The sequence below is a fragment of the Klebsiella sp. F11 genome (genome assembly GCF_056712265.1).
In genome coordinates this window covers 20,597-46,643 of record NZ_JBWYFE010000003.1, presented here as the reverse complement: position 1 = coordinate 46,643, position 26,047 = coordinate 20,597, and the positions used below count along the sequence as shown (strand labels likewise).

The window sequence follows — 26,047 nt, the reverse complement described above, 5'->3', positions numbered from 1 at the left end:
AAAAAACACCATTACAATACTATTTTAATATTAATTCAATGCACCGACGTTACCCACCAATCTGAGCACCTTTATTCAACAGCTGGCGCACCGCCATCCGGATAAGGGCTGCGCGGGACAACCCTTCATGCAGCGCCAGATCATCCAGCTGAGCAATGATTGCGGTGTCAAACGTGACCGTGATCTGCTCGCGCTGGCCTTTTTTTACACCCCGCTTTTCCGGCTTATTTCCGTCGGGGGCATCATTGATAAACTTTTCAATCTGTGCCTGTCCCTGTGAGGGGGACGTCGCGGCTTTAGGTTTTGAAGTAATCGTCATATCACATCGCCTGAACATTCAATTAATATTATAATAATATCATATCAATAGTTAAATACTATAGAGATGAGCTTATCGAGCTCGTCCTTAGCTGGTCGCTCATGCTGTTTTAGTTTCAGCTCAACTACAGACCGTCCGCTGCCTGCTGCGTTAGCAAACGCTTTGCGCATATGTAGAAGATGGTCCAGTACAGGGATCTCTTCCGCATATTCTGACATGGCCGCAATCATTTCCTGATTATCTTTGCTGCGCGGGTTAACGTCCGCCCTGTTGAGGATTGAAAACGCCGGGAAGGGTTCACGAATGCTCCGCGCTTCCTGAAGCATTTTCACGACGTCTTCCATCGCCCAAGCTTCAAAGCTGCCGGGCACAAACGGAACCAGCGCATAATCCGTGAGCGTCAGCGCGGCCCTCATGGCTGTCGAGTCTCGTCCGCCACACTCAATGATGACGTCATCGTAGTTGTCTTTCTGCTGCAGAACCTGCGTTCTCAGAACAGGGCCGTCAGGGTAATGTGAGCAGGCGATGCCCGGCTGCACGTTTGCCTCAGAACGGATCAGAATAGCCATCTGTGACGATCCCTGCTTGTCACCATCAACCAGCCATACCTTCTTACCCTGATGCGCACGGGCGATCGCAATGTTGACTGCCAGCGTCGATTTGCCCACACCGCCTTTGGTATTCACGATCGTTAAAATCATTTCATTAACACCCAATTTTAATATTAATTTGATATTATTCTGGATTTCTTAATCTGATAGCGATTGTATATTGTTAAACCCCATAAAACAATCATAACAACATCAAAATGATTATTTTTTAATATTAAAATAGCATTAAAAAAGCAAATCAACCACTACTTACCATTGTCTGTGGGGAGAGAGGGGAAGGCTCTATCTCAGATGAGAGTTCTGGGCTGTGCAAATTACAGCGCATGATCCCCGACCAGTTCCCTGCTGAGGACCGAGTGTAGTTTATCCACCACCACACGAATCCTGGGCGAGAGGTTTCTTGAAACAGGCCACAGCACCGTAACCGGGACATCATATTCGGGGGTCGTGATGGGTATAATCCTCAATTCCCCTTTAGCAATTTCCTCTCCGGCCAGCCATGTTGACAGGAAGGCAATCCCTATCCCCCTGACAGCTGCATCCCGCAATGCCTCTCCGTGGCTGACAATATGACGGACAGTGGGTTCAAGCAGGACCATGCGGCCATTTTCATCCTGCACTTTCCAGGGCAGAACTCTGCCATCCCTTGAAAAGCCCAGGCAGGTATGTGAAAGCAGTTCTTCTGCACTGTCAGGCAGGCCGTGACGATGAATGTATGTAGGAGAAGCGCAAATAACAGAACGCTGAATGCCGATTTTTCGCCCGGCAAGACTGGCAGAGTTACCTGTATCACCAAGCCGTACGGCGAGATCGATGTTTTCCTCAATAAGGTCAACACGGCGATCGGTGAAAGAGATATCCAGTCTGAGCTCCGGATACTCAGCACAAAGCGTGGCAAGGACTGGCATGACACAAATCCGGCCATATGAGACGGGAAGACTGATGCGTAACGTACCTGAAACCCCCTTTGTGCGGTACGCCAGAAGAGATTCTGTTTCATCAAGCTCATCCATGACTCTTAGGCAACTCCGGTAATACAGTTCTCCCTCTTCGGTCAGGCTGATGCTGCGGGTGGTACGGTTCAGCAATCTAACACCAAGCCGTTGTTCAAGGCGGGCGACATGTTTACCGGTAGCCGATTTTGATACGCCCATCCGGACTGCGGCAGCGGTGAAGCTGCCAGTCTCAACAGTGTGAATAAAAGCAGCCATGCTGAGCAACTGAGAATGAAGGATGAACGCCATTACATTGTCTCCATATGGGAGGAAATATAACTCCTTTATATCGCGATACACGCCCTATTGTTGTCAATAAGATAATTTTTCCAACTTACTGGAGAAATCACTATGGCTCACATGATGAAACGCTGGCAGTTGTCGTCTTTCGGCACTGAAAACCTCCATCTGGCAGACGTGCCTTTTCCAGAACCAGGGCATAACGAGTTGCTGGTTAAAGTCTCTGCGGTCTCCCTTAACTACCGGGATAAACTGGTGCTGGAGGGGAAACTGTTACCTGACCTGCCGAAAATGCCTTTCACGCCCGTCTCTGATATGGCGGGTCTTATTGTCGCAACAGGAGCTGGCGTGACCCGTTTTCGTAACGGAGACCGGGTCACTGGAAGTTTCTGGACGCAGTGGCTGGATGGCGATGCGCCGGAAGACATGGTTCGTCATGGCCGCTCACTGGGCGGTCCGCTGCCCGGAATGCTGGCTGAATATGTCATACTCCACGAAAATGTAGCTGTCACCTCTCCTGATTCACTGAGTGATGAGCAGGTTTCCACTCTGCCGGTTGCAGCCCTGACGGCCTGGTTCGCGCTCGTGGAAACAGGAAATCTCAGAAAGGGACAGCGGGTGCTGGTGCAGGGAACCGGCGGTGTGGCGCTGGCAGGTCTCCAGCTGGCGCGGGCTCTGGGCGCGGAAGTGACCGTTATCTCCCGAAGTGAAGAAAAGCTACAGCATGCAAAGGCGCTTGGAGCATCAGGTATCATCAATACCAGCCTGACACCGGAATGGTCATTACAGGCCACTGAGTTATCCGGGGGGCATGGTTTTGACCATATTCTGGAGCTTATCGGCGGGGATAATTTGCGTCAGTCTGCAAATGCCCTTGCGCCGGGTGGCAGAATTGCTCAGATTGGTTTCCTTGAAGGCAATGAGATGGTGCTTCCTGCCGTCCCTCTGATGCTGAAAAGGGCAGTTATTCAGGGGATCACCGTGGGCCATCGACGCGCTCTTGAAGATTTATGTCAGGCTGTAGACCGCTATCAGATTAAACCGGTGATTGATAAAATATACGATTTTTCTGACGCGCGGGCAGCCTTCGCACACCTGGAGAGAGGCCCATTCGGGAAAATCGTCATCCGAATCGCTTAAGCATTTGGTTTTTTACACAGCCACGGCACAGAGCTGCCTGTCAGATTAGTTTAGCTCTGTGCCACAGCTGTGTCAGGTCAAGTCTGAGCCAATACAGTTTATTTCTTCCACCAGGACTATATCTGACATATTGAATCCTTCCATATCGTCCATGAACTCGCTACTGTTCATATACAGCTGGTTAATAGTGGCGATATCCGCACCTTCCTGATAAGACCCGACTGCAATCACCTGATTTTCGTGTTCATCCACACCAAGATAAAAATTTTCAACTGTCACGCCAAACTTCGGGAGGCTCAGGACATGTCGAGGCCAATGTTTTTGAAAATAAACCTCTGCGGCCTGTCTGTTCTTTAATGTGTAAATTCTTATCTGTTTCATTTTTGGTGTTCTCCGGTCAGTTAAATCAGAAAGGTACAACCGGTACAGAGTACTGTTTTTAAGAGATGTTGATTCTCAAAAAGCCACATTTGCAGATTGGCAAACGCAAGGTGTGTCTGTTTATGGTACTTAGTTGCCGGTCTAATCAGCCGGGGACCGGCCTGCATTTTCTGTTGGAGATGTCCAGCAGAAATGCAAACAGGCAGTGATGTAGCCCCCTGAAACACCGGACAGTAGCTGTATCTCCAGATAAGAGATAGGCTTAAATATATGTCTAACAACCATGTTAATTTTGAGATGACCGGGATCCTGTTAGGGCAAGAAGCCCGTAAGCGTAAGACTCCGCAAGAGAAAATTGCCATCATCCAGCAAACAATGGAGCCGGGTATGAATGTCTCCCACGTTGCTCGTCTGCACGGTATTCAGCCCAGTCTGCTGTTTAAATGGAAGAAGCAATATCAGGAAGGTAGCCTCACCGCCGTTGCGGCCGGAGAGGAAGTGGTTCCGGCTTCGGAGCTGGCGACTGCACTCAAACAGGTCCGGGAACTACAGCGTCTCCTGGGTAAGAAGACGATGGAAGTTGAGATCCTCAAAGAAGCGGTGGAGTACGGCCAGTCGCGAAAATGGATAGCGCACGCGCCCTTGTTGCCAAAGGACGGGGAATAGCTCTGGTTAGTCGCACCATGAGCGTGTCGCGTGCGCAGTTATCACTGCGGGTGAGCCGCTCTGCCGACTGGCAGGACAGGCGCAGCAACCAGCGTAATGACGAAGCTGATGCAGAGATACTGTCGGAGATCCTCGGCATCATCAGCGACATGCCCAGCTACGGTTACCGGCGGGTGTGGGGTATCCTGCGTAAGCAACGCCGTGTAGAGGGACTTCCACCGGTGAACGCCAAACGGCTTTACAGGATAATGAGCGAGCATAACCTGCTGTTGTTGCGTGATAAACCAGAGCGTCCGAAGCGGGAGCATAAAGGCAAAATCGCGGTAGCGGAAAGCGATATGCGCTGGTGTTCAGACGGCTTCGAGTTCGGTTGTGACAACGGCGAGAAGCTTCGGGTGACGTTCGCACTGGACTGTTGCGACCGGGAGGCCATAGACTGGGCAGCGAGCACGGGAGGCTACGACAGTTCAACGGTACAGGATGTGATGCTGAGGTCAGTGGAAAGGCGCTTCGGTAGCACGCTGCCGGGTAAACCAGTGCAGTGGCTGACAGATAACGGTTCAGCGTACACCGCGCATGAAACGAAGAAGTTCGCGCGAGAACTGAATCTGAAGCCGTGTACAACAGCGGTGAGCAGCCCACAAAGTAACGGCATGGCCGAACGGTTCGTGAAAACGATGAAGGAAGATTACATCGCGTTCATGCCAAAACCAGATGTGGGAACAGCGCTACAGAACCTTGCAGCGGCGTTCAATCACTACAATGAAAATCACCCGCACAGTGCGCTGGGATATCACTCTCCGAGAGAGTACCGGCGGCAGCGGGCATCGTTAACTTAAGATACAAAAGCTGTCCGGAGATGGCGGGTCAAGATCAAATGCAAACAGGCAGTCCAGGCAATAAAGAAATCAGGATTAATACGCGTGATACAAAACCGTGAGTCTGTTCAAACTCGTTTTTGAGCAGGCGAGAGGTTGGACAAGCCCGGCAGGCGCGTCAGTCGGTCACATTGGAATATACTTTATATATACCACCCCAAAAGATACCGAGTAATTTTATTGTGACTACTTAAGTGATACCATGATGAGTAGTACCACTTAAATGTTACCATCAGGACACAAAATGTTCGTTTTTGGTTACCTCCGGGCATCCACTTCAGAGCAGGATGCCAGCCGGGCAAAAAATGCACTGAAGGCGTTTGCAAACCAACATAGCCACCGTATTGCTGGCTGGTATATAGATAATGTCTCCGGTACGACAATGAACCGCCCTGAACTGATCAGGCTTCTTGGTGATGCGGAACCTGGTGATGTGATCCTCATTGAACAGGTCGACAGGCTTACTCGCCTGGATGATGCAGGCTGGGAGACACTCAGAAAGCAAATTACCGACAAGCAGCTGGCCATCGTCAGTCTTGATCTACCGACCAGTCATCTGGCGCTATCCAACACAGTAAGTGATGACTTTACCAGAAGCATGCTGAAGGCCGTAAATGGCATGATGCTGGATATGCTGGCCGCTATTGCCCGAAAAGATTACGAAGACCGTCGACGTCGTCAGTCAGAGGGTATCAGTAAGGCGAAAGCTGAAGGAAAATACCGGGGCAGGGTGGCCGATGTGCAGAAACACGAACTGATTCGCACTCTGCGCCTGGTCAATGGAAAATCGCTGCGAGAAACAGCTCGCCTGGCTGGCGTTTCTAAAATGACTGTGATTCGGGTCTGCTCCAGCACTGATAAATAACGTCTACAAAGGAAGTAAGATGAAAACAAAAACGATACCCCTGGTAATTTATACGTTAATCGTTGCGGGACTCGCTATTCTGGGTACGCGACTCTACGACACCGTTTCCGACACAACAGATCCCGCCATTGCAAATGGTCCTTTCTGGGCTGGCTTATGCGTAAAAACGGACAGTAAAGATGGAACGAATGAGTTAATTTGTTCGAATATCAGGATTTTCGTGAAAGCCGAAGATTATGATCGCTCTGTTCGCAAACGTGAGTTGTCCGGCATCCTGGATGATTGATATGCAAGAAGACAGACTGAGCGGTGTTACAGGAAAGAAATACATCATCATCGGACTGGCCATTATGTGCTGCTCCTTCCTGTGATAGCATATCCGGGTCATTTTTCAGAGCCAGGGCTGATGAAGAAAAACAGCACACCTACTCCTCACGATGCGACATTCCGGCAGTTCCTGACGCAACCCGATATTGCCCGGGATTTCATGGAATTGCATCTCCCGGCAGAACTGCAGGCCATCTGTGACCTCAGCACGCTGAAACTCGAATCCGGCTCGTTCGTTGAGGATGACCTCCGCCAGTATTTCAGCGACGTCCTCTACAGCCTGAAAACCACCGCCGGGGATGGCTACGTTCACGTGCTCATTGAGCATCAGTCCTCACCCGACAAACATATGGCGTTTCGCCTGATACGTTACGCGGTGGCCGCCATGCAGCGCCATCTGGAAGCGGGCCATAAGAAGCTCCCCCTGGTGATACCGGTCCTGTTCTATACCGGTAAACGCAGTCCGTATCCGTACTCCACCCGCTGGCTGGATGAGTTTGACGACCCAGCGCTGGCAGGCACACTCTACAGCAACGCTTTCCCGCTGGTTGATGTGACCGTTATTCCGGATGATGACATCGCTGGCCATCGCAGCATGGCCGCCCTGACGCTGCTTCAGAAACATATTCATCAGCGCGACCTCGCTGAACTGGTTGACCGTCTGGCGCCCATTTTGCTGGCGGGATACTTGTCTTCATCGCAGGTGATATCGCTGGTACACTATATACTTCAGGCTGGCGAGACAGCTGACGCCGAAGCCTTTGTTCGCGAACTGGCACAGCGTGTGCCGCAACACGGAGACGCACTTATGACCATCGCACAGCAGCTTGAGCAGAAAGGTATTGAGAAGGGTATCCAGCAGGGGATCGAGAAGGGCATCCAGCTGGGTGAACAACGTGGTATTGAAAAAGGCCGCAATGAAGGCAAGCTGGAAGTTGCCCGTACCATGCTCAGGAGCGGTATTGACCGCAGTACCGTCATGAAAATGACCGGTCTGACGGAAGACGACCTGGCGCAGATACGCCACTGATTCATCCCTCCTGAGAACGCGATTAGTACCCGGATGAGGCAAAGTACCTCCCCGGCATTTCATTCTGAACCCCTTGTCTGTTCAGAACTCGCTTCTGGACAGGCAAGGGGTTGGACAAGCCTGCGGCGCGTCAGTCTGTAGCCGTTAAATCCGTTCTTTCAGCATCGCCACCGCCTCGGTCCCCGGCATCTGGAACTGAACACGGTGGCGTGCCGCTACATCGAGCGCAAACACTTTCGTATAGACTTCCGTCGAACTTATCGACTTGTGTCCCATGAGACTCTGCAGCACCTTCAGCGGTATACCGGCATACAACATATGCATGGCGTAACTGTGCCTGAACGTGTGCGGTGTCACCGGTACTGAGAATGTCACACCGTCGGCGGCCGCGGCTTCGACCGCCTCAGCAAGCCAGGTGCGCACGGTCCGATCGGTGATCTGCCAGATGCGCGCTTTTTCGGTTCTACCGGTGCATTTGTTTCGTCTTTCTAGAGGTATTTTCAGCGTGGCCACCATCATCTGCAGCTGGCTGACGTACTGGTGATCGGAGAGCGGAACCAGACGATGGGCTTGATTGCCGGCGGGGGCTCTCCCGGCCGTTCTCGCCGCTTTCTCCGCACGCTGTTTGAGCGTGGCCAGTTGCACAAACGGATACGGCGGCGATAGCGAAAAATCTCCTCGTGTCAGCGACAGGGCTTCGTTAATGCGCGCGCCCGTGTTCCAGAGTGTCGCCAGCAGCATCTTGCGCTGAAGATCCGGCACGTAGTGGAGCAGGGCGCTCACTTCCGGTGCCAGCAGGTATTTCGGCAGTTCGTCATGGACGAGGGCCATCTGGCGCAACGCCAGCGCGGCCGGGTAATCGATAGCCACGGGCAGCAGGGCCGGATTTGCTGAATACGAGCCAGTCAGGGCTGGGAGGTGTGGGATGCTCATAACTTTTCCTCAGACTGAAAAGACACCTGTGCCTGTGCTATCAAGACGGCCTGAACGCATCGGCGTTTTCTTTCCTGCCGCCACTCCTGCCAGAGAACGTTTTGTGCCGACCAGCGAGTTGCGTCAAGGCGGGTATGCGGGAGACCCACTAACCGCCGCAGTCGTCGGGCCTGGATGATGGCTTTGAGACCCAGACGAGTGTACTGGTACTGCCGCGCCTCAAAGAATTCATCATAGTCTGGGGGAATATGCTCAGCCTCATTAATCGTCCGATTGGCCTCACCTTGCATCACTGGCAACTCCCGGATGCGGTACATTATCTTTGCCGGTAACACTCGCCAGTCCCCGGTAATGGCTGAAATGTTGAGGACAGGACATTTTGTCGCTGGAACAGTTAGACCGTTTTGGTTCTTGTAACCGTTATCGGTTGCAACCGCAGCACACTCTTGAGCAAACTGCTCCAGCAAAAAGACCAGCTCCGTAGCAATAAAAAGTCGCTCACTGACCTGCTTCGCCGCAGCCGCTCTTTCTTCACGCCGTCTGGTAAAGTAGTGGGCCAGATACACACCGCCCAGGGCTGCACCGGCGGACGAAACCGCTGTGATGATCTGCGGCCACAGGCTGGCGCTGTCCTTGACCACCTTCACACCTTCAGTCGCAATAAACCAGTCAGCCATGTTTGTTCCCTAATCGATAAATCCCGCCATCCATTACTTCTCTGACCTTCAGGGGGCGATAATGTAATAGCCCTTAAAATAATGATCTATCTGACAGGATTGCCAGGGCGGAGCGCAATGCTGGGACAGTGGTGTTTTGTAGTCACCAACCAGTTGCCATGACTCCGAGCTACCAGTACGTTCAGCAACAATACTGCCATTACGTTTCAGGATTTTTGGCGACTTCCAGCTATGTTTGGCGTTAATCACTTTTTCCGGCGTTACATCTGTCATTCCTGAATACAGCCACAGCTCCTGATGGCCATACACTCCCTCAAGCTCCCTGATCACATCGTAAAATGATCTGAATGTTGTATTACCCATTTCCCGCCCCAAATCCTTTTCCATTGAATAATCCCCAAGAGAAATTATGACGCACAGCACAATCTACTGAGCACAACCCTGCGTCTGTCACCAGGATGACTTTCCCATTCCGTCATCATTTTCATGCTGATAATAAGCAGACATATAACCACTACATTAAATTACCGGATGACCATTCCGGCCAGATCCGATTTCTCTGTTATTAACGACTTTCCGGAAGTGTACCACGGTCAGGAAGTAAGCGAAGCACTGTTTTCTGCTGCGGCGCGCCGGGCCACATGGCTGGAGAGTAACACAACATATAGCGTCATCATCAGCTAATGACACCGCTACATCTTGTGCCTGTGGGCGGCAGCGCCCCGGAGGGGAGGACGCAGATCCGGAACTAGCTTTTTTCGGATCTCCGGTGAAAAAGAGAGAAGAAAGGATATGCAAAGCATATCCATATGCCTGGCATCTGCATAGGTCCGACATACGCATATACTCATCATCTGCATATGCTTTACATATACAAACCCGTTCTGAAGGCATATACTTCACCTATGCGGGAATACTCCCTGGCACACTCAGCATATGAGGAAAAACCATGCGCACAGTTTCGATTTTTAAAAACGGCAATAACCGCGCCATCCGCTTACCCCGGGATCTGGATTTTGAGGGAGTCAGCGAGCTGGAGATCGTCCGGGAAGGGGACAGTATCATCCTGCGTCCCGTCCGGCCGACCTGGGGCTCGTTTGCGCAGCTGGAAAAGGCTGATGCGGACTTTATGGTGGAGCGCGAGGACGTGGTCAGCGACGAAGGACGTTTTGAGCTATGAAGAAAACCTATATGCTCGACACCTGCATCTGCTCATTCATCATGCGCGAACAGCCGGAAGCCGTGCTGAAGCGCCTGGAGCAGGCAGTGCTGCGCGGTCACCGTATCGTGGTCTCGGCCATCACCTATGCCGAAATGCGCTTCGGCGCCACCGGCCCGAAGGCCTCGCCGCGGCATATTCAGCTGGTCGACGCGTTCTGCGCGCGCCTCGATGCCATTCTGCCCTGGGACCGCGCCGCAGTGGACGCCACGACGGACATCAAAGTGGCGCTGCGGCTGGCCGGGACGCCGATCGGCCCGAACGATACCTCGATTGCCGGGCACGCCATCGCAGCCGGCGCCATCCTGGTGACGAATAATACAAGAGAGTTTGAGCGGGTCCCGGGACTGGTGCTGGAAGACTGGGTAAAATAAACCCGATATTAATAAGTAACGGAGACAACAAGCATGATGTCACAACACACGAGCTTAACCGAACACATTAATACGTTAATCCAGACCGGATTATCCCCTGAACAGGGCAGCCTGACGGCCGCAAATTGAAAACCGCGCCATCTGCCGGACTCTGAGTTGTCATGCAGTGATTTGAATATGTATGATCCGGATACATATTTTGCTCAGAGCCTTTCCCCATGATGACCCGTAAAACTATCGATACCATCCTGCTCTCCGTTATCGCTGATAAGCTTTCACAGCGTGAATGGGACTGGATTAAGCTGATGAAGCCCATGGACCCATCTCCGGCAATGGTCGCCGGCGCCATTCTGGAGCACCGCCACGATACAGCAGCCCTCGCCCGCCTGCAGGGCGCAGAGGATTAATCTGCCACGTGATTTCCGGTTTCAGCCCCCGCCCGCTAAAAAAGCTGTTCACGGCTAACCAGTGCTGGACATCCTTCCTGGATGCCGGAGGTCTGCGCGATATCGAAGTGGAAGCCGTCACCAAAATGCTCGCCTGCGGTACCCGCATCAGCGGCGTGAAGGAATACGGCTGCGATAATCCCGGCTGCCGGCATGTTAAATACATCACCAACGCCTGCCACAGCCGGGCCTGTCCCTCCTGCGGTAAAAAAGCTACCGACCTGTGGATTGCCGCCCAGCTTAACCGCCTGCCGGACTGCGACTGGATACACCTGGTCTTCACCCTCCCCGATTCTCTCTGGCCCCTGTTTGAGGTCAACCGCTGGCTGCTTAACTACCTCTGCCGGCTGGCGATCGATAACCTGCTGTATGCCGCCGGTAAACGCGGCCTGGATATCGGCATTTTCTGCGCCATTCATACTTACGGCCGGCGGCTCAACTGGCATCCCCACGTTCATGTCTCCGTCACCTGCGGCGGTATCAACGAGCACGGAAAGTGGAAGAAAATCAGCTTCCGCAAGGATGCCATGCGCGCCCGCTGGATGTGGAATATCCGCCAGTTACTCCTGAGCGCCTGGCATGAAGGCGTGGCACTGCCACCATCTTTGTCGCACATCACCACCGAAGCACAGTGGCGCAGCCTGGTATTGACCGCGGGCGGTGATTACTGGCACGTGTACATGTCAAAAAAGACCGCAGGGGGCAAAAACACCGTGAAATACCTGGGCCGTTACCTGAAAAAGCCGCCAATAGCGGGCTCCCGGCTGGCTCACTATGCCGGCGGAGCCACGCTGAGCTTTCGCTACCACGACCATAATACGGGCGGGCAGGCCACGGAGACGCTGACGCAGCGGGATATTGTGGCGCGTCTGAAACAGCACATCCCGGAGAAGTTCTTCCGGATGGTGCGCTATTTTGGGTTTCTGGCCAACCGGGTGTGCGGAGAAAAGCTGCCGGTGGTCTACAATGCGCTGGGGATGGATAACCCGGCGCCGGTACCGAAGGTGTGCTATGCGCAGATGAGTAAGCAGTTCCTGCGGCGAGACCCGTTCGAATGTGTGCTGTGCGGCGGGCGAATGGCGTACCGCCGCGCGGTGACGGGTCTGAATGTGCAGGGGCTGAAAACTCATGCGAGGGAGATCAGCCTGATGAGGTACATCCCGGCCTGACACAGGGAAGATGCGTCCAGCGCACTCAGACAGTCTGAAAAACGACCAGAAAGAGCGCAAATCATCACCAACCAGTGGATCGCCGACGTCCTCACGGACACACAAATCAAAGACTGCTTAAATTTCAATCAATTCATTCCGTCGCTGAAATGGTTTCAATTAATGAGATGGTCACTCCCTCTTCCTGAGCACTATGCTGAAAACAGGTTTAATTCGGAGAAGCATCATGGAAAACATTGCACTTATTGGTATCGACCTGGGTAAAAATTCCTTTCATATTCATTGTCAGGATCAGCACGGTAAAGCGATTTATCGAAAAAAATTTACCAGGCAAAAACTGTATGAATTTCTTGCAACATGCCCGGCGACAACCGTCGTAATGGAAGCCTGCGGTGGAGCTCATTTCATGGTGCGTAAACTATTCGAACTGGGGCATACGCCAAAGCTGATATCCCCTCAGTTTGTTCGCCCATTTGTTAAAACGAATAAAAATGACTTTGTTGATGCAGAAGCCATCTGTGAAGCAGCATCACGACCATCCATGCGATTTGTCAGGCCCCGCACAGAATCTCAGCAGGCTATGCATGCCTTGCACCGGGTCAGAGAATCTCTGGTCAGCGACAGGGTCAAAACCACAAACCAGATACAGGCATTTTTACTGGAATTTGGTGTGAGCGCACCAAAAGGTCCGGCGCTGATAAAGCGACTCGCAGAAATCATGGAGACAAACAATCTTCCGCCTTACATAACCGGCTTGCTGGAAAAACTGCGCAAACATTACGATTATCTTGTTGAGCAAATTAAAGATCTGGAGATTCAACTGCAAATATCGCTCGGCGAAGACGATGCCGGCCAGCACTTACTCTCCATCCCCTGTGTCGGTCCTTTAACTGCAAGCCTGCTTTCTACTCAACTGGGAGATGGTAAACAGTATGGCAGCAGCCGGGATTTTGCTGCCTCAACAGGTCTGGTGCCCCGGCAGTACAGCACGGGAGGACGGACTACCCTGACGGGCATCAGTAAACGGGGAAATAAAAGGCTGCGGGCATTGCTGGTTCAGTGTTCCCGGGTCTATCTGCGGACGCTGGAGAGCCGGACAGGGAAGCTTGCCGACTGGGTCAGGGGATTATTGCTGCGGAAAAATAATTTTGTCGTGACCTGTGCTCTGGCAAACAAACTGGCCAGGATTGCCTGGGCGATGACGACCCGAAAGCAGTGTTTTGAGGCGTAATTATCGGATGTATTTACATGTCTGAACAGTGACTCACCTGGTTTTGCGAATACTGATTATTGATGATATTAACGGCTAACCGGCCCGACGAAAAACCTGTGTATAGGAATGGCTGATTAAGGTCGCTCAATTTATAAGGTTCGTCAGGCGCGGAACTCATCGGGGCGCGGGCATACACAACCCATTCAGACGCCGGATAGATTCATGCAAGCCAACAATATTTTCAGTATCGGTATTGCAAAAACGGGAGTGACCATAGATTCCTATACGTCAAGAGAAGAACCATGAAAGTCACTGAAACCCGACTGAACACCCTGATTGATAATCTGAACACCCTGATTTGTGAAGACGATCTGCTCACCCGCCAGGAGCGTGAAACCCTCGTGCGGGCCGTCGCCGCCATCGGCGCCATGAAAGCACGTGTCAGCATGAAAAAAGACGAAGCGCCGGCAGTCTCTAAACCTAAAAAGAATGAGAAAAAGGAGATTATCCCCGATCCTCGCTTTCCACATGCCGGCGATGCCTGGAGTGAAGAGGAAGAAGTGTTCCTGCAGGATGCACTTGATTCTGTACCGAATGAGGAAATCGGTACGCATTTGTTCTGGCTGGCCGAGAAACTGGGCAGAACGCCGTTCAGCGTCGCCTGCAAAATAGCGTCACAAAGAAATATGAAAAATGGCTGGAAAGAGCAGTTCAGGGAGATTTCGGATAAAATCCGCGAATCCGAACTGACCATCAGTGAATTCGTCAGTAAAAATGGATTATAAACAGGAGAAGGAATGATGTTCAGCACCGTCGTATCGCTGTTGTTTGCCGTCGTGTGCATAATCACTGCCGTTTCTTTAATGAGAGGAAAAGCAGGCGTATTCTGTGGTATCAGAATTCCCAGACCCGTCATAGTTACAGCGTTGATATTCTGCGGAGTCCAGTCAGCTTATGTGGCTTTGCTCCCTTTTTTATAATAGATTATGTTTCAACCATGATGGGTTCTGGTTAAGCGTTCATGATTTATAAAAGGAAGTTATTATGAAAGAATTTAAGACTGTCTCCTTATGTGTCACAACATATATACTCCTGTGTTTGTTGGTGTTTTCAACCTGGCTCATCTTCATATCTCAGTTTTCCACTCTTGATGGTTATAATCTGTCAGGGAAAATGATGTATATATTAAATGCCTTTTTCATATACGTAGTGATGGCACCATTTGATGCGTTTCTTGATGGTCCTTTAACTATGGTCAGGGAAGTAGCTGACTCATCAGGACAAATGACGCGCTTTTATAATGAAATACCCATCCTCTGGATATATGGCATTTCAGCACTGTTGTGCTTTAGTATCTACACGTTCTTTAATAGAATGAACGTCCGTCAACGAAAAGTCTGTTGATGACTGACTTTAAAATTTCGGATATTAGAATGTCAAACAGTACACAGAACCTGCAGAGAAAAAATGACCAAAAATGAATGGATTTTACGATTGAGGCGCTGTACTTCAGGGGAAACGCTGGAAAAAGTTATTGAAAAAAATAAATATTCGCTTTCAGATTCGGAACTTGAACATTTTAACTCAGCTGTGGATCATCGTCTGGCGGAACTGAAAATGGGGAAACTGTATGACAAAGTTCCTCCAGGCGTGTGGAAATTTGTGAAATAGAGTACATAAGGGGCGACAATCTCGCCCCTGTAAAAGTAACTTTTACTCGCGCCCGGGACTATTTCAACTCACTCAGCTGCTGACTGAGTGACGGAAACCCTGCCAGCGCCAGCAGGCGTGATACGCGCGCCGGAGCCGTTTGGCGCCGTTCCAGCCAGATAACCCGGAAACGCTGCTGATCTCCATTTCCCCATTGAGGTGGATTGGATACGCCAAACGGGCATTTCACCCGCAACAGAGAATCTTTGAATCCGCCATAGACAATTCCCTCCGGTACCAGGAACAAATCCCACTGCGCCGTCAGCTGCCGTATTTTTTGCGGATTTATACAATAGGTGTTCAACTGGCCTGTCAGAGAAACCTGCTGACCCAGCTGGCTAGCCTGGAACCGAGCAGCTGCAAAATGATGTGACCCACCCAGGTTGTTCCAGTATATCCGTGCCGGCATCCAGGAGAATTTGCTGAATGCCATCTCATTCAACCGCAGCTGAGAATGAGACAGATTGCTGTCCAGATGCTCAGCACTCACTGGTGTGGCCAGTTCCCGGCAGCACTGCAGTGCAAAATCATCCAGACTGGTGCACTGCTTGTCACCATTCTTCGAACTGCTCATTCCACCGATATCAGTAATATCACAGAGATAATTTTCTGTAATCTCGCAGCTGACCAGCCCGGCCAGTTGCGGGATGTGGAGTTTTAGGTAGTCATAATCACCATCATGGCCGGGTCGCAGATAGCGAATACAATTTTTGTCATAATTGAGCCAGGAGTGCCAGCACACAACAGATCGTAGCCAGATGGTATCCTCCATTAGCGGCAGATTTACCGGCAAGGCCCCATTGTTTAGACGACGGCGCAATGTGGCAGGATATCCTAGCGAATTTTGGAAATCATCCAGGAAGCCCTCGAGGATTTTACGCCACAGGGGCGGTGAGCTGCTTATTTGATTATCAGTCATATCAATGATCCCAATTCTGTTCAGTTGCAACTGACCAAGAGTTGTTGCTGGCCACCACAACCAGACTACCGCAGAAGATTTGAGGCCGAAGAGGCTAAGGAGCCTAAAAGTTACTTTTAGAGAAATTTATTTTTTGTCATCATAATATCAATATAACTCATTGATATTTAACATAAAACGCATTGAGCGAAGTTGCGGGTAGCAGCAAAGTTGTAATGTCCGCCTTGGGCTAAGTTAAGATGTCCGTCATGTATAATCAACAAGAAGATCACCATGACGGCTCATGCAGCGGAGTTTTTTACATTGGATGGGGTTCTACGCCGGAACCGCCGAAATTTCCGGTGACTGTATAATATGTCGGAATCGTCGACATTTCTGTTATCCCGGCGGTTCCTGAGCCTTGAAGCGCGTTGACTTCCGGTAAGTCTTTATTGGAATAGATATGTCAGGCTTTCGTCGAAAGCGATGAAGATCTCATCATCGCCGGGTTGTATGCGGGAAGCCGCAAAAATTTTGCAGCAAAGTGAATTGGTCGTCGGTGATATCAACTTTGCCAGCAATTAGACCGTCTGGAGATGCCGTGTCAGATCGATAAATCCCGCAATATTCATAAGCCACGTCCGTTGTGCCAGTGTATAGCTGGAATGAAGTCCCTCAGGAATAACAAGCTGTACCTGTTCAGACTTCATTTCATTCGTCTGGTTTTCACTTATACTGGGTTCCAGCGTCAACAGATGTTTATTTGGAATGCGTGCCGCTTCATTCAATATTTGCCTCCAGCGGTCTTTACAGGTCGATTTAGACGCCAGCATAGTCAGTCGGGAATGAGGAAATTCCGAGTCGTGGTAATGCGAAATACCTGGAAATATAAAATCTGGTTTGAGGTTGTTTTCTGTTACTCCGGTTCTGGTATATGTGACACCATGATCGGTGAAGACCTGTTCCAGGTGATTCTCAAGCGCAGAACCCGCTCTTGATTTACGGCGCTGCAATGCACTTTGAACCAATTTTATGAACGGTTCTGTATCCTCGACTCCTGCCTGAGTCAGGCTACGCAGCTTCTCACCTAAAAGATATTTTTCGAGCGTGCGGAACAAGATTTCTTCACGTTCCATCCAGACAAATAACGCAACATCAGGATCATCCTTACTGGAAAGATCTCGAACAGTACTTCTGGCATAGGCAGAAAATTCGATTGTTTTCGGGAACGAACCATTAAATTTATCCAGCATTTGATCTAAATAGTTAGGAGCTTCCTCTTCAGCCTCAACACCTATTTGTTCAAGTATAACTCTAGCCGCAAAACCAATGCGATCCTGTTCCGTTTCCAGTTCTGATTTGATGGAAAAACCAGGATGAGCAAGTTCCGAGAATCCAAACAACCACATTATTTGCCGCTCAATCGTGGTCCCATTCTCGGCCACAATAGCCAAAAGTGAGTCGTTTGCCAGCCTAGCGATTACCAGCAAGTCTCCTGCTGAAGCACATTGTGATACAAGATTTGTAGGGAAATAGAGCCTGTATTCCCAACGCATGACATGGCGCTCAAGTCTCGCTCTCTGACGGGCGTCGTACCACGTCAGAAAGCCATCCTCAACCACAGGCTCATCATCCTGGTCTGTGAGATACAAAAATTTTGCAGAAAAACGTACTTTTCCATCGGGTTCTCCAAGGATATCCCGCAGGCCTTCAACTCCGTTAAATTCATGCTGGTTTGAGCGAATAACATCGGCTTCAACTGCACTGAGGCGTTTGAGTGCCACACCTTCGAAATACTGCGACAGATAACCTTGCTTCATCCCTTAATCCTGGTTTTTTTCGGCTTTGATTATATTACTATATCCGTATCATCAGACAAAAAGTGAAGGCTGAACCCTACCAGTACATTCCTGCTCGAGCATCTTCTGGATATGCGGAACCATTATACTGGCTACCTCTCGCATTACAGGCATTACCACACTATTACCGAACTGTCGATAAGCCTGCGTATCGCTAACGGGAATTCTGAAAGTATCGGGAAACCCCATTAATCTGGCACATTCACGTGGAGTCAGACGGCGAGGACGTTTATTTTTCCCCTGGTAAACCAGAATTTCTGAACCGTCCTTATAATATCTTGCTGAGAGTGTACGGGTAACACTGTCCGGATAAACCATGCCAAAACCAAATCCGTTACCCGCAGCCCGATGTTTTTCTGCATAAGCTTGTAAATAAGCCCATAGTTTTGGGGTTAACGTGTATTTTGGTTGTACTACCTGCTGTTTGTGATTGAAAAAACGGTCCTCATCCCAGGGGAGTACAGGTTCACTTCCATCTGTTTTATGTAGGATAGAATTCAGACGGGGTCCTTCTTCCGCGAGTTGAAGAGTATCCCATGAAAAATCAGTTTTTTCTCTGAAACCAACTATTATAATCCTCTCTCTGTGCTGAGGAGTGAAATGTTGTCCGTCAATTATTTTATAATGTACGTCATAACCCAGTTCGTCCCTGAGGGTCTTCAGAATCACATTGAAAGTATTTCCTTTATCATGTGAAAGAAGATTTTTTACATTTTCTAATAAAAATGCTTTGGGGCGTTTGGTCGCTATAATTCTGGCAACATCAAAAAATAATGTTCCCTGCGTAGTACATTCGAAACCATGTGGGCGTCCAAGCGAGTTTTTCTTACTGACACCGGCAATGCTGAATGGCTGACACGGGAATCCTCCGAGTAACACATCATGGTCTGGTACATTTTCTGCCGGAAACGGCACAATGTCACCAATGAAAGGATGATGATCACCATAATTTTCTATATAAGTTTTTTTGGAAAAATCGTTCCATTCACTGGTAAAAACACACACTCCCCCGTGAGCTTCAAAGCCAAGTCGAATGCCACCAATGCCGGCAAAAAGATCAATAAAACTGAAGCGATTACCACTTTCAGCAGAATCAGATGCGGGCTGCTGAAGCAAATCTCTCAATGCCGGAACCAGCATTGTCGGACATGGAGTTTCTCCTTTCTCCCAGCGTCTTACTGTCTTAGTATCTTTGCCTACATGTTCAGCAATTTCTCGTTGGGTGTATCTGCTACGGGCCTGCTTTAAAAGCTCAAGCGGCTGCACATGCGTCATTTCTTCTTCCTCTGGGTATGATTGAGGACATTATGACCCATTAAATTCCCTTTAACCAGGTCTTTTTCCATAAAAACTGGAAACAGTCCTACTGGAGATTTCTTTCATTCAGAGGGAAGCACCGGAATTACCGAAATTTACCGTCAGTGATTTTTTAAGTGTCCTTTAGGAACCTCAATGACGCCATCAGCAATCCCCTGAGCCAGTCGTTCCATCCATTTGATGTGGTCGAATAATCAGGACACTAAACTTACATCCAAAACGGAGGTGTTTAGTGAACCAGAAACGAAGATTTACCCCTGAGTTTAAAAAGGAAGCGGTTGCTCTGGTGACGGAGCAGGACTACACGGTGGCCAGAGCGGCTGCCTCGCTGGGGATTAGCTCTAAAACCCTGCATACCTGGGTCACGCTGGCCCGGGAGCAGCATAACAGGGTGCTCAGCGATGATGAGCGGGCCGAGCTAAAACAGTTACGAAAAGAAAACAGAGAGTTACGCCTTGAGAAAGAGATACTAAAAAAGGCGAGTGCCTTCTTTGCGAAGCATATGTCGTGAGGTACCGGTTTATCCTCGACAATGCCGCTGATTTCAGCGTTCGCCTGCTCTGCCGGGTCATGCGGGTGACGGTCTCTGCATGGTATGCATGGCGGAAAAAGTCCGCTGAGCCGCCGGAAGACGATGCGGGACTCCGGGTCAGGCTAAAAGCGCTGTTCACCGCCAGCAGACAGGGGGCGGGAAGCCGGACGCTGGTCAAAAAGCTTCGTGAAGAAGGCATAACAGTCACCCGCTGGCGGGTGATAAGGCTCATGCAGGAGGAAGGTCTGGAATGCCGCCAGCGCCGGGCTTATAAAGTGACGACAAAGCCCCGGGCAGGAGCAGAAGTAGCCCCGAACCTGCTGAACCAGAACTTTACCCCTCCGGGGCCGAATCAGGTGTGGGTGAGCGACATCACGTATCTTAAGACCGGCGAAGGCTGGCTGTATCTGGCGGCGATAATGGACCTGTACTCCCGGCGGATAGTGGGCTGGCACGTGGATAAGCGAATGACCTCGTCACTGGTCTGCCGGGCGCTGATGCAGGCATATAACCTGCGCAATCCGCCCCGAGGTCTGGTGGTCCATACAGACAGGGGGTCACAGTATACCGGCCATTGCTTCCAGCGGCAGTTAAGCAGTTACGGCCTGAGGAGCAGCATGGGAGACGTCGGCGCCTGCTGGGATAATGCGGTGATGGAGCGCTTCTGGGGAAGTCTGAAACATGAATGGCTGCTGCTTGTGCCACAGCCAACGCGGGCGGGCATGAAACAGGATGTGGCAGCGTATATGCGCTACTACAACCTTGAGCGAAACCATGCAGCCAGTGGTGAGCTGTCGCCCGTGCACTATGAGCGAATGACTGAGAAAAAAGTGTCCTGATTTATTGACCAGAACAATTTTGCAAAGCGAAAATACCCGGGATATTGCAGGCAGATGTAGTCCATCTGAACTTTTGATGCACTGTCCATCACCCGTTTAAAGGCTTCCATGTAGTCAAAGCAGCCCTGCAATAATTGCGCATCACCATTTTCTGTTGGAGGAAACTGGCTGGCGTAATCATGAACAATCTTCGCTAGTTGTCGCTGTTCTGCGGTCAGGTCGATCATTTTTATCCTCGGAAATTTGTCAGTCACCGTCCATATCGGAGCTAAGCCTCCAGGTACTACCACCAAAAAGTACGCTTCCCACGATCTGCTCCCAGGTTTCTGTTTCTGCAAGACGTTTTTCTACAGACTGAAAGTCGGTATGGCTCAGAATGACCTCGTTTCGCTCACCTGGCGATTCCAGGACATATCCGTCAGGGATTCGACGGTCCGTTGAACCCGCTGTCCGGGCCGATGCCCGGTAAAAGGTTTTGATACACGCGCCTTTTTGCAGGGCAGACAGGATAACCGGTTCCGGGATCCGCATATTATTCCTTATGATTCCGTGAAAGTGTCCGGTAAACCGTTGGCCGTGAGACCGAAAATAACTCAGCCAGGTCGCTAATCGAGTACTGCCCGGTTTCATGCATCCGGCACAGCTCTTTCTGCTGCTTATCAGACAGTTTTGGCTGTTTCCCCCGCAGTTTCCCTTTCGCCCGGGCAATCGCCATGCCTTCCCGGGTACGCAGGCGTATCAGATCGCCCTCGAACTCAGCGAAGGTGGCCAGCACGTTAAAGAACATTTTCCCCACCGGGTCTTCCGGATCGTAGAGGCTGGCTCCCAGCGCCAGCTTCACGCCCCTGGCCTGTAATGCATCCGCAATTTCACGCGCATCAGGTACCGAGCGTGCCAGACGGTCAAGTTTCGGTACCACCAGGGTGTCACCACGGCGCACAGCGGCCAGCGCCTGATCCAGCCCCGGTCTCTGCCGGTTTGACCCTGTCAGCCCTTTGTCGGTGTAAATCCGATCCGGAGAAACGCCCAGACTGACCAGCGTCTCCTGCTGGGCAGTCAAATCCTGTCTGTCGGTGGAGCAACGGGCATAGCCAATCCGTATTTCAGTCATAAAGTGTACGTTTAAGGGGCCGTCAAAGATATTGATACCGTACCAGTTATATGAGACAACGTCAGCAGTGATTTTATCTGAAGCGTAAATTTAATTTTTGCTGTCCGCAGAGCGATCCTCTTACGGACACGATTAATCGGGGTCAGGATGACAACGCGTGGCAAAGCGACAGGCAAAAGTGAACGGCTGGCGGTTTTAAGCAATGCTGAACAGGAAGCGCTGTATGGACTTCCTGATTTCAATGATGCACAGCGGCTGGAATTTCTGGCTCTGGATGAGTCCGAACTGACGCAGGCCTGTAGTCGCCAGGGGCTTCATGCTCAAATTTATTGCATCCTCCAGATCGCTTATTTCAAAGCCAAACATCTGTTTTTCCGCTTCGGGTGGGATGATGTTAAGGATGACTGCAATTTTGTCCTGAGCCGTTATTTTGACGGGGAGTCACTTCCGGATAAATTGCCCTCTAAGCACGAGCGCTATGCGCAGCGAAACAAAATCTGTGCACTATATGGCTACCAGCCATGGTCATCAGCTTTGGTATCACAACTTCAATTACAGGCCGCACATATTGTTCACCGCGATGTGACACCCGGCTTTGTCGCCACAGAACTGATTATCTGGCTCAACGAACATAAAATCATCCGTCCCGGCTACACCACGCTCCAGGAGCTGGTGAGCCAGGCTCTCTCCAGTGAAAGGCAGCGGCTGGGACGTATTCTGCTGGAGCAACTTGATGACGCTACCATTACCGGTCTGGATAAACTGATTGAGCGTGATGATACTCTTTCCCGGCTCGCAATCCTCAGGCAGGATGCGCGTGACTTTGGCTGGCACCAGATGGTCCACGAACGGGAAAAGCGAGCCACTCTGGAGCCGCTGCACCGTAAGGCCTGTGATCTCTTACCCGCACTGAATATTTCTCAGCAAAATATGCTGTACTACGCCAGCCTGGTAAATTTCTATACCGTTTACGATCTACGTCACCTGAAGCCTGAGCAGTCCCATCTTTACCTTCTGTGTTATGCCTGGATCCGCTATCGCCAGTTCAGCGACAACCTGGTGGACGCGATGTTTTTCCATATGAAGCAGCTTGAGGATGAGAGCCGCAGCGGGGCTAAGCAGCTTATGGCGGACGTGCAGGAAAAACACCGTCGCGAAACGTCTAAAATTGGACGTCTGCTGTCGCTTTTCGTTGATGACAGCGTTCCGGATCCCACTACCTTTGGCGAAGTCCGCCGCCGGGCCTGGAAAATCATGCCGCGGGAGACGCTGAAAACCACCGCACAACGCATGAGCGTGAAACCCGTCAGCAGGCTGGCGCTACAATGGCAAGTTGTAGACGGTATGACGGCATTAATCCGGCGTCATCTGCGACCATTATATCTGTCCCTCGATCTTACCAGCGTCGTCCAGGACAGCCCGTGGGCCGAAGCCCTGAGCTGGCTAAAAATGGTGTTCAGCAAAAAGATGACGCTTTCGCAGCGACCGCTGGCGGAATGTCCACCGGAAACGTTACCGGAACGGCTGCGACCGTACCTGCTTGAGTTTGACGAGGATGGTGAGCCCACAGGCCTGAATGCCGGACGCTATGAGTTCTGGCTCTACCGGCAGATAAGAAAGCGCTTTCAGTCGGGAGAGTTCCACCTCAATGACAGCCTCCGGCACCGCCATCTTTCTGATGAACTGGTATCAGCAGAGGAACAAGCCGCGGTGCTGGCTGACATGAATATCCCGTTTTTGCAAAAGCCGGTTAAATCGCAGCTCAGGGCGCTGGAGTCCGAACTGCACCGACAGTGGAAAGCGTTCAACCGCGAACTAAAGCAGGGGAAGCTGAAGCATCTGGAATACGATAAAGAAACGCAGAAACTGACCTGGCATAAATCGGTGGTCAGCCGTCACAAGGCACAGAAGAAGCGTTTTTATGAACAGCTACCGTTCTGCGATATAACCGACGTCTTCCGCTTTGTTAACCAAGTGGGTGCCTGTTATTGGCCGAGAACCTCTTCCGATGAAGGCAGATCATGCTGCATTCATCAAAGAACACAGAGTTGACCTTTTGTTCTATGGCGAAGAGCTGGCTGCGCTCGTTGAAACAATTCAGCGCAAGGAAGATATCCTCATTGAAAACGTAGCTGTTGACCCGCGTTTTCAGAAACGCGGTTATGGGAGAAAAATGGTGGCTCATGCAGAACAATTGGCAGTTAAAGCCGGTTTAGATGTCGTCAGGCTATATACGAACTCGCTATTTGAAGTGAATCTTCGCCTTTACGCATCACTAGGCTATGAATTTGAACGCAGTGAAGAACGAAACGGCGGAGTCGCTATCCACATGTTCAAGCGTTTGGCCTAGACGATATGTGATGTGGTCAGACGGTATGTGTGCCAGGAAAATGGCATCGCCGGACTATGATGCGCAACAGGGATTGACCTGCTCCCCTTTGATTCACACAAAATGCTGTGAGCAATGTCCGTTGTTCGCTCACAGCGGACTTTCAGATTTGGTTATGCTCTACCTGCGAGACCTGTCAGATCAAGTCTGGATTATGATCTTGACCCGCCATCACCAGACAGCTTTTGTATCTTAAGTTAACGATGCCCGCAGACGCCGGTATTCCCTCGGGGAATGGTATCTCAGCGCGCTGTGCGGATGGTTTTCATTGTAATGGTTGAACGCCGCAGCAAGGTTCTGCAGCGCCGTTCGCACATTCGGTTTTGGCATGAACGCGATGTAGTCTTCCTTCATCGTTTTTACGAACAGGGCAGCCTGACGGCCGCAAATTGAAAACCGCGCCATCTGCCGGACTCTGAGTTGTCATGCAGTGATTTGAATATGTATGATCCGGATACATATTTTGCTCAGAGCCTTTCCCCATGATGACCCGTAAAACTATCGATACCATCCTGCTCTCCGTTATCGCTGATAAGCTTTCACAGCGTGAATGGGACTGGATTAAGCTGATGAAGCCCATGGACCCATCTCCGGCAATGGTCGCCGGCGCCATTCTGGAGCACCGCCACGATACAGCAGCCCTCGCCCGCCTGCAGGGCGCAGAGGATTAATCTGCCACGTGATTTCCGGTTTCAGCCCCCGCCCGCTAAAAAAGCTGTTCACGGCTAACCAGTGCTGGACATCCTTCCTGGATGCCGGAGGTCTGCGCGATATCGAAGTGGAAGCCGTCACCAAAATGCTCGCCTGCGGTACCCGCATCAGCGGCGTGAAGGAATACGGCTGCGATAATCCCGGCTGCCGGCATGTTAAATACATCACCAACGCCTGCCACAGCCGGGCCTGTCCCTCCTGCGGTAAAAAAGCTACCGACCTGTGGATTGCCGCCCAGCTTAACCGCCTGCCGGACTGCGACTGGATACACCTGGTCTTCACCCTCCCCGATTCTCTCTGGCCCCTGTTTGAGGTCAACCGCTGGCTGCTTAACTACCTCTGCCGGCTGGCGATCGATAACCTGCTGTATGCCGCCGGTAAACGCGGCCTGGATATCGGCATTTTCTGCGCCATTCATACTTACGGCCGGCGGCTCAACTGGCATCCCCACGTTCATGTCTCCGTCACCTGCGGCGGTATCAACGAGCACGGAAAGTGGAAGAAAATCAGCTTCCGCAAGGATGCCATGCGCGCCCGCTGGATGTGGAATATCCGCCAGTTACTCCTGAGCGCCTGGCATGAAGGCGTGGCACTGCCACCATCTTTGTCGCACATCACCACCGAAGCACAGTGGCGCAGCCTGGTATTGACCGCGGGCGGTGATTACTGGCACGTGTACATGTCAAAAAAGACCGCAGGGGGCAAAAACACCGTGAAATACCTGGGCCGTTACCTGAAAAAGCCGCCAATAGCGGGCTCCCGGCTGGCTCACTATGCCGGCGGAGCCACGCTGAGCTTTCGCTACCACGACCATAATACGGGCGAGCAGGCCACGGAGACGCTGACGCAGCGGGATATTGTGGCGCGTCTGAAACAGCACATCCCGGAGAAGTTCTTCCGGATGGTGCGCTATTTTGGGTTTCTGGCCAACCGGGTGTGCGGAGAAAAGCTGCCGGTGGTCTACAATGCGCTGGGGATGGATAACCCGGCGCCGGTACCGAAGGTGTGCTATGCGCAGATGAGTAAGCAGTTCCTGCGGCGAGACCCGTTCGAATGTGTGCTGTGCGGCGGGCGAATGGCGTACCGCCGCGCGGTGACGGGTCTGAATGTGCAGGGGCTGAAAACTCATGCGAGGGAGATCAGCCTGATGAGGTACATCCCGGCCTGACACAGGGAAGATGCGTCCAGCGCACTCAGA

Annotated in this window: 29 protein-coding genes and 2 pseudogenes; 18 read left to right on the top strand and 13 right to left on the bottom strand. The window is 51.2% G+C overall.

Annotated features, from left to right (window positions below):
* Positions 1-49: 49 nt before the first annotated feature.
* From AC1M2H_RS29465 to AC1M2H_RS29455, 3 genes are all read right to left on the bottom strand, one after another.
* A complete protein-coding gene (locus tag AC1M2H_RS29465; protein ID WP_480152106.1) occupies positions 50-319 on the bottom strand; it encodes a ribbon-helix-helix domain-containing protein in 270 nt (89 codons plus the stop codon).
* Positions 320-363: 44 nt separating this feature from the next.
* A complete protein-coding gene (locus tag AC1M2H_RS29460) occupies positions 364-1,020 on the bottom strand; it encodes an AAA family ATPase (RefSeq protein WP_480152105.1) in 657 nt (218 codons plus the stop codon).
* A 224-nt stretch (positions 1,021-1,244) separates the two neighbouring features.
* Complete coding sequence (locus AC1M2H_RS29455) at positions 1,245-2,174, bottom strand: LysR family transcriptional regulator (RefSeq protein WP_480152104.1); 930 nt, start codon at positions 2,172-2,174, stop codon at positions 1,245-1,247.
* A 102-nt stretch (positions 2,175-2,276) separates the two neighbouring features.
* Here AC1M2H_RS29455 and AC1M2H_RS29450 point away from each other — a divergent pair, with 102 nt between their 5' ends.
* A complete protein-coding gene (locus AC1M2H_RS29450) occupies positions 2,277-3,305 on the top strand; it encodes a zinc-dependent alcohol dehydrogenase family protein (protein WP_480152103.1) in 1,029 nt (342 codons plus the stop codon).
* Between the two features lie 72 nt (positions 3,306-3,377).
* On the opposite strand, the gene AC1M2H_RS29445 is transcribed toward AC1M2H_RS29450, so the two are convergent.
* Positions 3,378-3,686 carry a hypothetical protein gene (locus AC1M2H_RS29445; protein WP_480152102.1) on the bottom strand — a complete coding sequence of 103 codons (309 nt, stop codon included), beginning with the start codon at positions 3,684-3,686 and terminating at the stop codon, positions 3,378-3,380.
* 297 nt (positions 3,687-3,983) lie between these two features.
* Between AC1M2H_RS29445 and AC1M2H_RS29440 the strand changes: the two genes are divergently transcribed.
* The 4 genes from AC1M2H_RS29440 to AC1M2H_RS29425 all read left to right on the top strand — a co-directional run bounded on the left by AC1M2H_RS29440 (position 3,984) and on the right by AC1M2H_RS29425 (position 7,452).
* Positions 3,984-5,191, top strand: a protein-coding gene (locus tag AC1M2H_RS29440) for an IS3 family transposase (protein WP_480152132.1) whose coding sequence is annotated in 2 segments (ribosomal slippage) — positions 3,984-4,305 and positions 4,305-5,191 — 1,209 coding nt in all. Because the reading frame shifts where the segments join, the coding sequence is not laid out codon by codon here.
* 283 nt (positions 5,192-5,474) lie between these two features.
* Positions 5,475-6,095, top strand: a complete 621-nt coding sequence (locus AC1M2H_RS29435) for a recombinase family protein (RefSeq protein ID WP_044348066.1) — start codon at positions 5,475-5,477, stop codon at positions 6,093-6,095.
* Between the two features lie 19 nt (positions 6,096-6,114).
* On the top strand, positions 6,115-6,381 hold the full coding sequence (locus tag AC1M2H_RS29430; protein WP_406909025.1) for a hypothetical protein: 267 nt from the start codon (positions 6,115-6,117) through the stop codon (positions 6,379-6,381).
* Positions 6,382-6,501: 120 nt separating this feature from the next.
* Positions 6,502-7,452 (top strand): Rpn family recombination-promoting nuclease/putative transposase, encoded by a 951-nt coding sequence (locus AC1M2H_RS29425; protein WP_108703712.1) that lies wholly within the window; start codon positions 6,502-6,504, stop codon positions 7,450-7,452.
* A 144-nt stretch (positions 7,453-7,596) separates the two neighbouring features.
* On the opposite strand, the gene AC1M2H_RS29420 is transcribed toward AC1M2H_RS29425, so the two are convergent.
* The 3 genes from AC1M2H_RS29420 to AC1M2H_RS29410 are packed head-to-tail and all read right to left on the bottom strand — an operon-like array spanning position 7,597 to position 9,449.
* Positions 7,597-8,385, bottom strand: coding sequence for a site-specific integrase (locus AC1M2H_RS29420; protein WP_480152101.1), 789 nt, complete (start codon positions 8,383-8,385; stop codon positions 7,597-7,599).
* Positions 8,382-9,062: a hypothetical protein gene (locus tag AC1M2H_RS29415; RefSeq protein ID WP_195440623.1), complete on the bottom strand. Its 681-nt coding sequence runs from the start codon at positions 9,060-9,062 to the stop codon at positions 8,382-8,384. The genes AC1M2H_RS29420 and AC1M2H_RS29415 overlap by 4 nt, the downstream gene beginning before the upstream one ends.
* A gap of 48 nt (positions 9,063-9,110) precedes the next feature.
* The gene (locus AC1M2H_RS29410) at positions 9,111-9,449 is read right to left on the bottom strand and encodes a hypothetical protein (protein WP_480152100.1); all 339 of its coding nucleotides are present in this window, start codon (positions 9,447-9,449) and stop codon (positions 9,111-9,113) included.
* 562 nt (positions 9,450-10,011) lie between these two features.
* On the opposite strand from AC1M2H_RS29410, the gene vapB reads away from it, so the two are divergent.
* The 8 genes from vapB (at position 10,012) to hha (ending at position 15,154) form a co-directional block, all read left to right on the top strand.
* Positions 10,012-10,242: a type II toxin-antitoxin system VapB family antitoxin gene (gene vapB / locus AC1M2H_RS29405; RefSeq protein WP_480152099.1), complete on the top strand. Its 231-nt coding sequence runs from the start codon at positions 10,012-10,014 to the stop codon at positions 10,240-10,242.
* Positions 10,239-10,655: a type II toxin-antitoxin system VapC family toxin gene (locus AC1M2H_RS29400; protein ID WP_480152098.1), complete on the top strand. Its 417-nt coding sequence runs from the start codon at positions 10,239-10,241 to the stop codon at positions 10,653-10,655. The genes vapB and AC1M2H_RS29400 overlap by 4 nt, the downstream gene beginning before the upstream one ends.
* A 218-nt stretch (positions 10,656-10,873) precedes the next feature.
* The gene (locus tag AC1M2H_RS29395) at positions 10,874-11,062 is read left to right on the top strand and encodes a hypothetical protein (RefSeq protein WP_480152080.1); all 189 of its coding nucleotides are present in this window, start codon (positions 10,874-10,876) and stop codon (positions 11,060-11,062) included.
* Positions 11,063-11,070: 8 nt separating this feature from the next.
* Positions 11,071-12,270 carry an IS91 family transposase gene (locus AC1M2H_RS29390; RefSeq protein WP_480152079.1) on the top strand — a complete coding sequence of 400 codons (1,200 nt, stop codon included), beginning with the start codon at positions 11,071-11,073 and terminating at the stop codon, positions 12,268-12,270.
* A 226-nt stretch (positions 12,271-12,496) separates the two neighbouring features.
* Positions 12,497-13,501, top strand: a complete 1,005-nt coding sequence (locus tag AC1M2H_RS29385) for an IS110 family RNA-guided transposase (RefSeq protein WP_480147876.1) — start codon at positions 12,497-12,499, stop codon at positions 13,499-13,501.
* 284 nt (positions 13,502-13,785) lie between these two features.
* The gene (locus tag AC1M2H_RS29380) at positions 13,786-14,268 is read left to right on the top strand and encodes a DNA-binding protein (RefSeq protein ID WP_480152097.1); all 483 of its coding nucleotides are present in this window, start codon (positions 13,786-13,788) and stop codon (positions 14,266-14,268) included.
* 259 nt (positions 14,269-14,527) lie between these two features.
* Positions 14,528-14,887, top strand: a complete 360-nt coding sequence (locus AC1M2H_RS29375; protein WP_480152096.1) for a hypothetical protein — start codon at positions 14,528-14,530, stop codon at positions 14,885-14,887.
* Positions 14,888-14,950: 63 nt separating this feature from the next.
* Positions 14,951-15,154, top strand: a complete 204-nt coding sequence (hha, locus tag AC1M2H_RS29370; RefSeq protein WP_480152095.1) for a hemolysin expression modulator Hha — start codon at positions 14,951-14,953, stop codon at positions 15,152-15,154.
* 58 nt (positions 15,155-15,212) lie between these two features.
* Here hha and AC1M2H_RS29365 read toward each other — a convergent pair whose 3' ends face one another.
* From AC1M2H_RS29365 to dcm, 3 genes are all read right to left on the bottom strand, one after another.
* Positions 15,213-16,112 carry a DUF6685 family protein gene (locus AC1M2H_RS29365; RefSeq protein WP_480152094.1) on the bottom strand — a complete coding sequence of 300 codons (900 nt, stop codon included), beginning with the start codon at positions 16,110-16,112 and terminating at the stop codon, positions 15,213-15,215.
* Between the two features lie 560 nt (positions 16,113-16,672).
* The gene (locus AC1M2H_RS29360; RefSeq protein WP_480152093.1) at positions 16,673-17,911 is read right to left on the bottom strand and encodes a type II restriction endonuclease; all 1,239 of its coding nucleotides are present in this window, start codon (positions 17,909-17,911) and stop codon (positions 16,673-16,675) included.
* Positions 17,912-17,962: 51 nt separating this feature from the next.
* Positions 17,963-19,225 carry a DNA (cytosine-5-)-methyltransferase gene (dcm, locus tag AC1M2H_RS29355; RefSeq protein WP_480152092.1) on the bottom strand — a complete coding sequence of 421 codons (1,263 nt, stop codon included), beginning with the start codon at positions 19,223-19,225 and terminating at the stop codon, positions 17,963-17,965.
* Positions 19,226-19,460: 235 nt separating this feature from the next.
* Between dcm and AC1M2H_RS29350 the strand changes: the two genes are divergently transcribed.
* A protein-coding gene (locus tag AC1M2H_RS29350) for an IS3 family transposase (RefSeq protein WP_480152131.1) occupies positions 19,461-20,638 on the top strand; the annotation gives its coding sequence in 2 pieces (ribosomal slippage) (positions 19,461-19,737 and positions 19,737-20,638; 1,179 coding nt in all).
* Here the strand turns inward: AC1M2H_RS29350 and AC1M2H_RS29345 are convergent.
* Positions 20,605-20,865, bottom strand: a complete 261-nt coding sequence (locus AC1M2H_RS29345) for an arylsulfatase regulator (protein WP_480152091.1) — start codon at positions 20,863-20,865, stop codon at positions 20,605-20,607. The two genes, AC1M2H_RS29350 and AC1M2H_RS29345, sit on opposite strands and share 34 nt — an antisense overlap.
* A gap of 305 nt (positions 20,866-21,170) precedes the next feature.
* On the bottom strand, positions 21,171-21,749 hold the full coding sequence (locus AC1M2H_RS29340; protein ID WP_480152090.1) for a recombinase family protein: 579 nt from the start codon (positions 21,747-21,749) through the stop codon (positions 21,171-21,173).
* A gap of 147 nt (positions 21,750-21,896) precedes the next feature.
* Between AC1M2H_RS29340 and AC1M2H_RS29335 the strand changes: the two are divergent.
* A pseudogene (locus AC1M2H_RS29335) lies at positions 21,897-23,741 on the top strand (DUF4158 domain-containing protein); the annotation flags it as partial.
* A 16-nt stretch (positions 23,742-23,757) separates the two neighbouring features.
* On the top strand, positions 23,758-24,099 hold the full coding sequence (locus AC1M2H_RS29330; protein ID WP_480152089.1) for a GNAT family N-acetyltransferase: 342 nt from the start codon (positions 23,758-23,760) through the stop codon (positions 24,097-24,099).
* Positions 24,100-24,330: 231 nt separating this feature from the next.
* Here AC1M2H_RS29330 and AC1M2H_RS29325 read toward each other — a convergent pair.
* Positions 24,331-24,513, bottom strand: a pseudogene (locus AC1M2H_RS29325) (integrase core domain-containing protein); the annotation flags it as partial.
* A gap of 107 nt (positions 24,514-24,620) precedes the next feature.
* On the opposite strand from AC1M2H_RS29325, the gene AC1M2H_RS29320 reads away from it, so the two are divergent.
* Positions 24,621-24,809, top strand: a complete 189-nt coding sequence (locus AC1M2H_RS29320; RefSeq protein WP_480152080.1) for a hypothetical protein — start codon at positions 24,621-24,623, stop codon at positions 24,807-24,809.
* 8 nt (positions 24,810-24,817) lie between these two features.
* Positions 24,818-26,017: an IS91 family transposase gene (locus AC1M2H_RS29315; RefSeq protein ID WP_480152088.1), complete on the top strand. Its 1,200-nt coding sequence runs from the start codon at positions 24,818-24,820 to the stop codon at positions 26,015-26,017.
* The last annotated feature ends 30 nt before the right edge of the window (positions 26,018-26,047 follow it).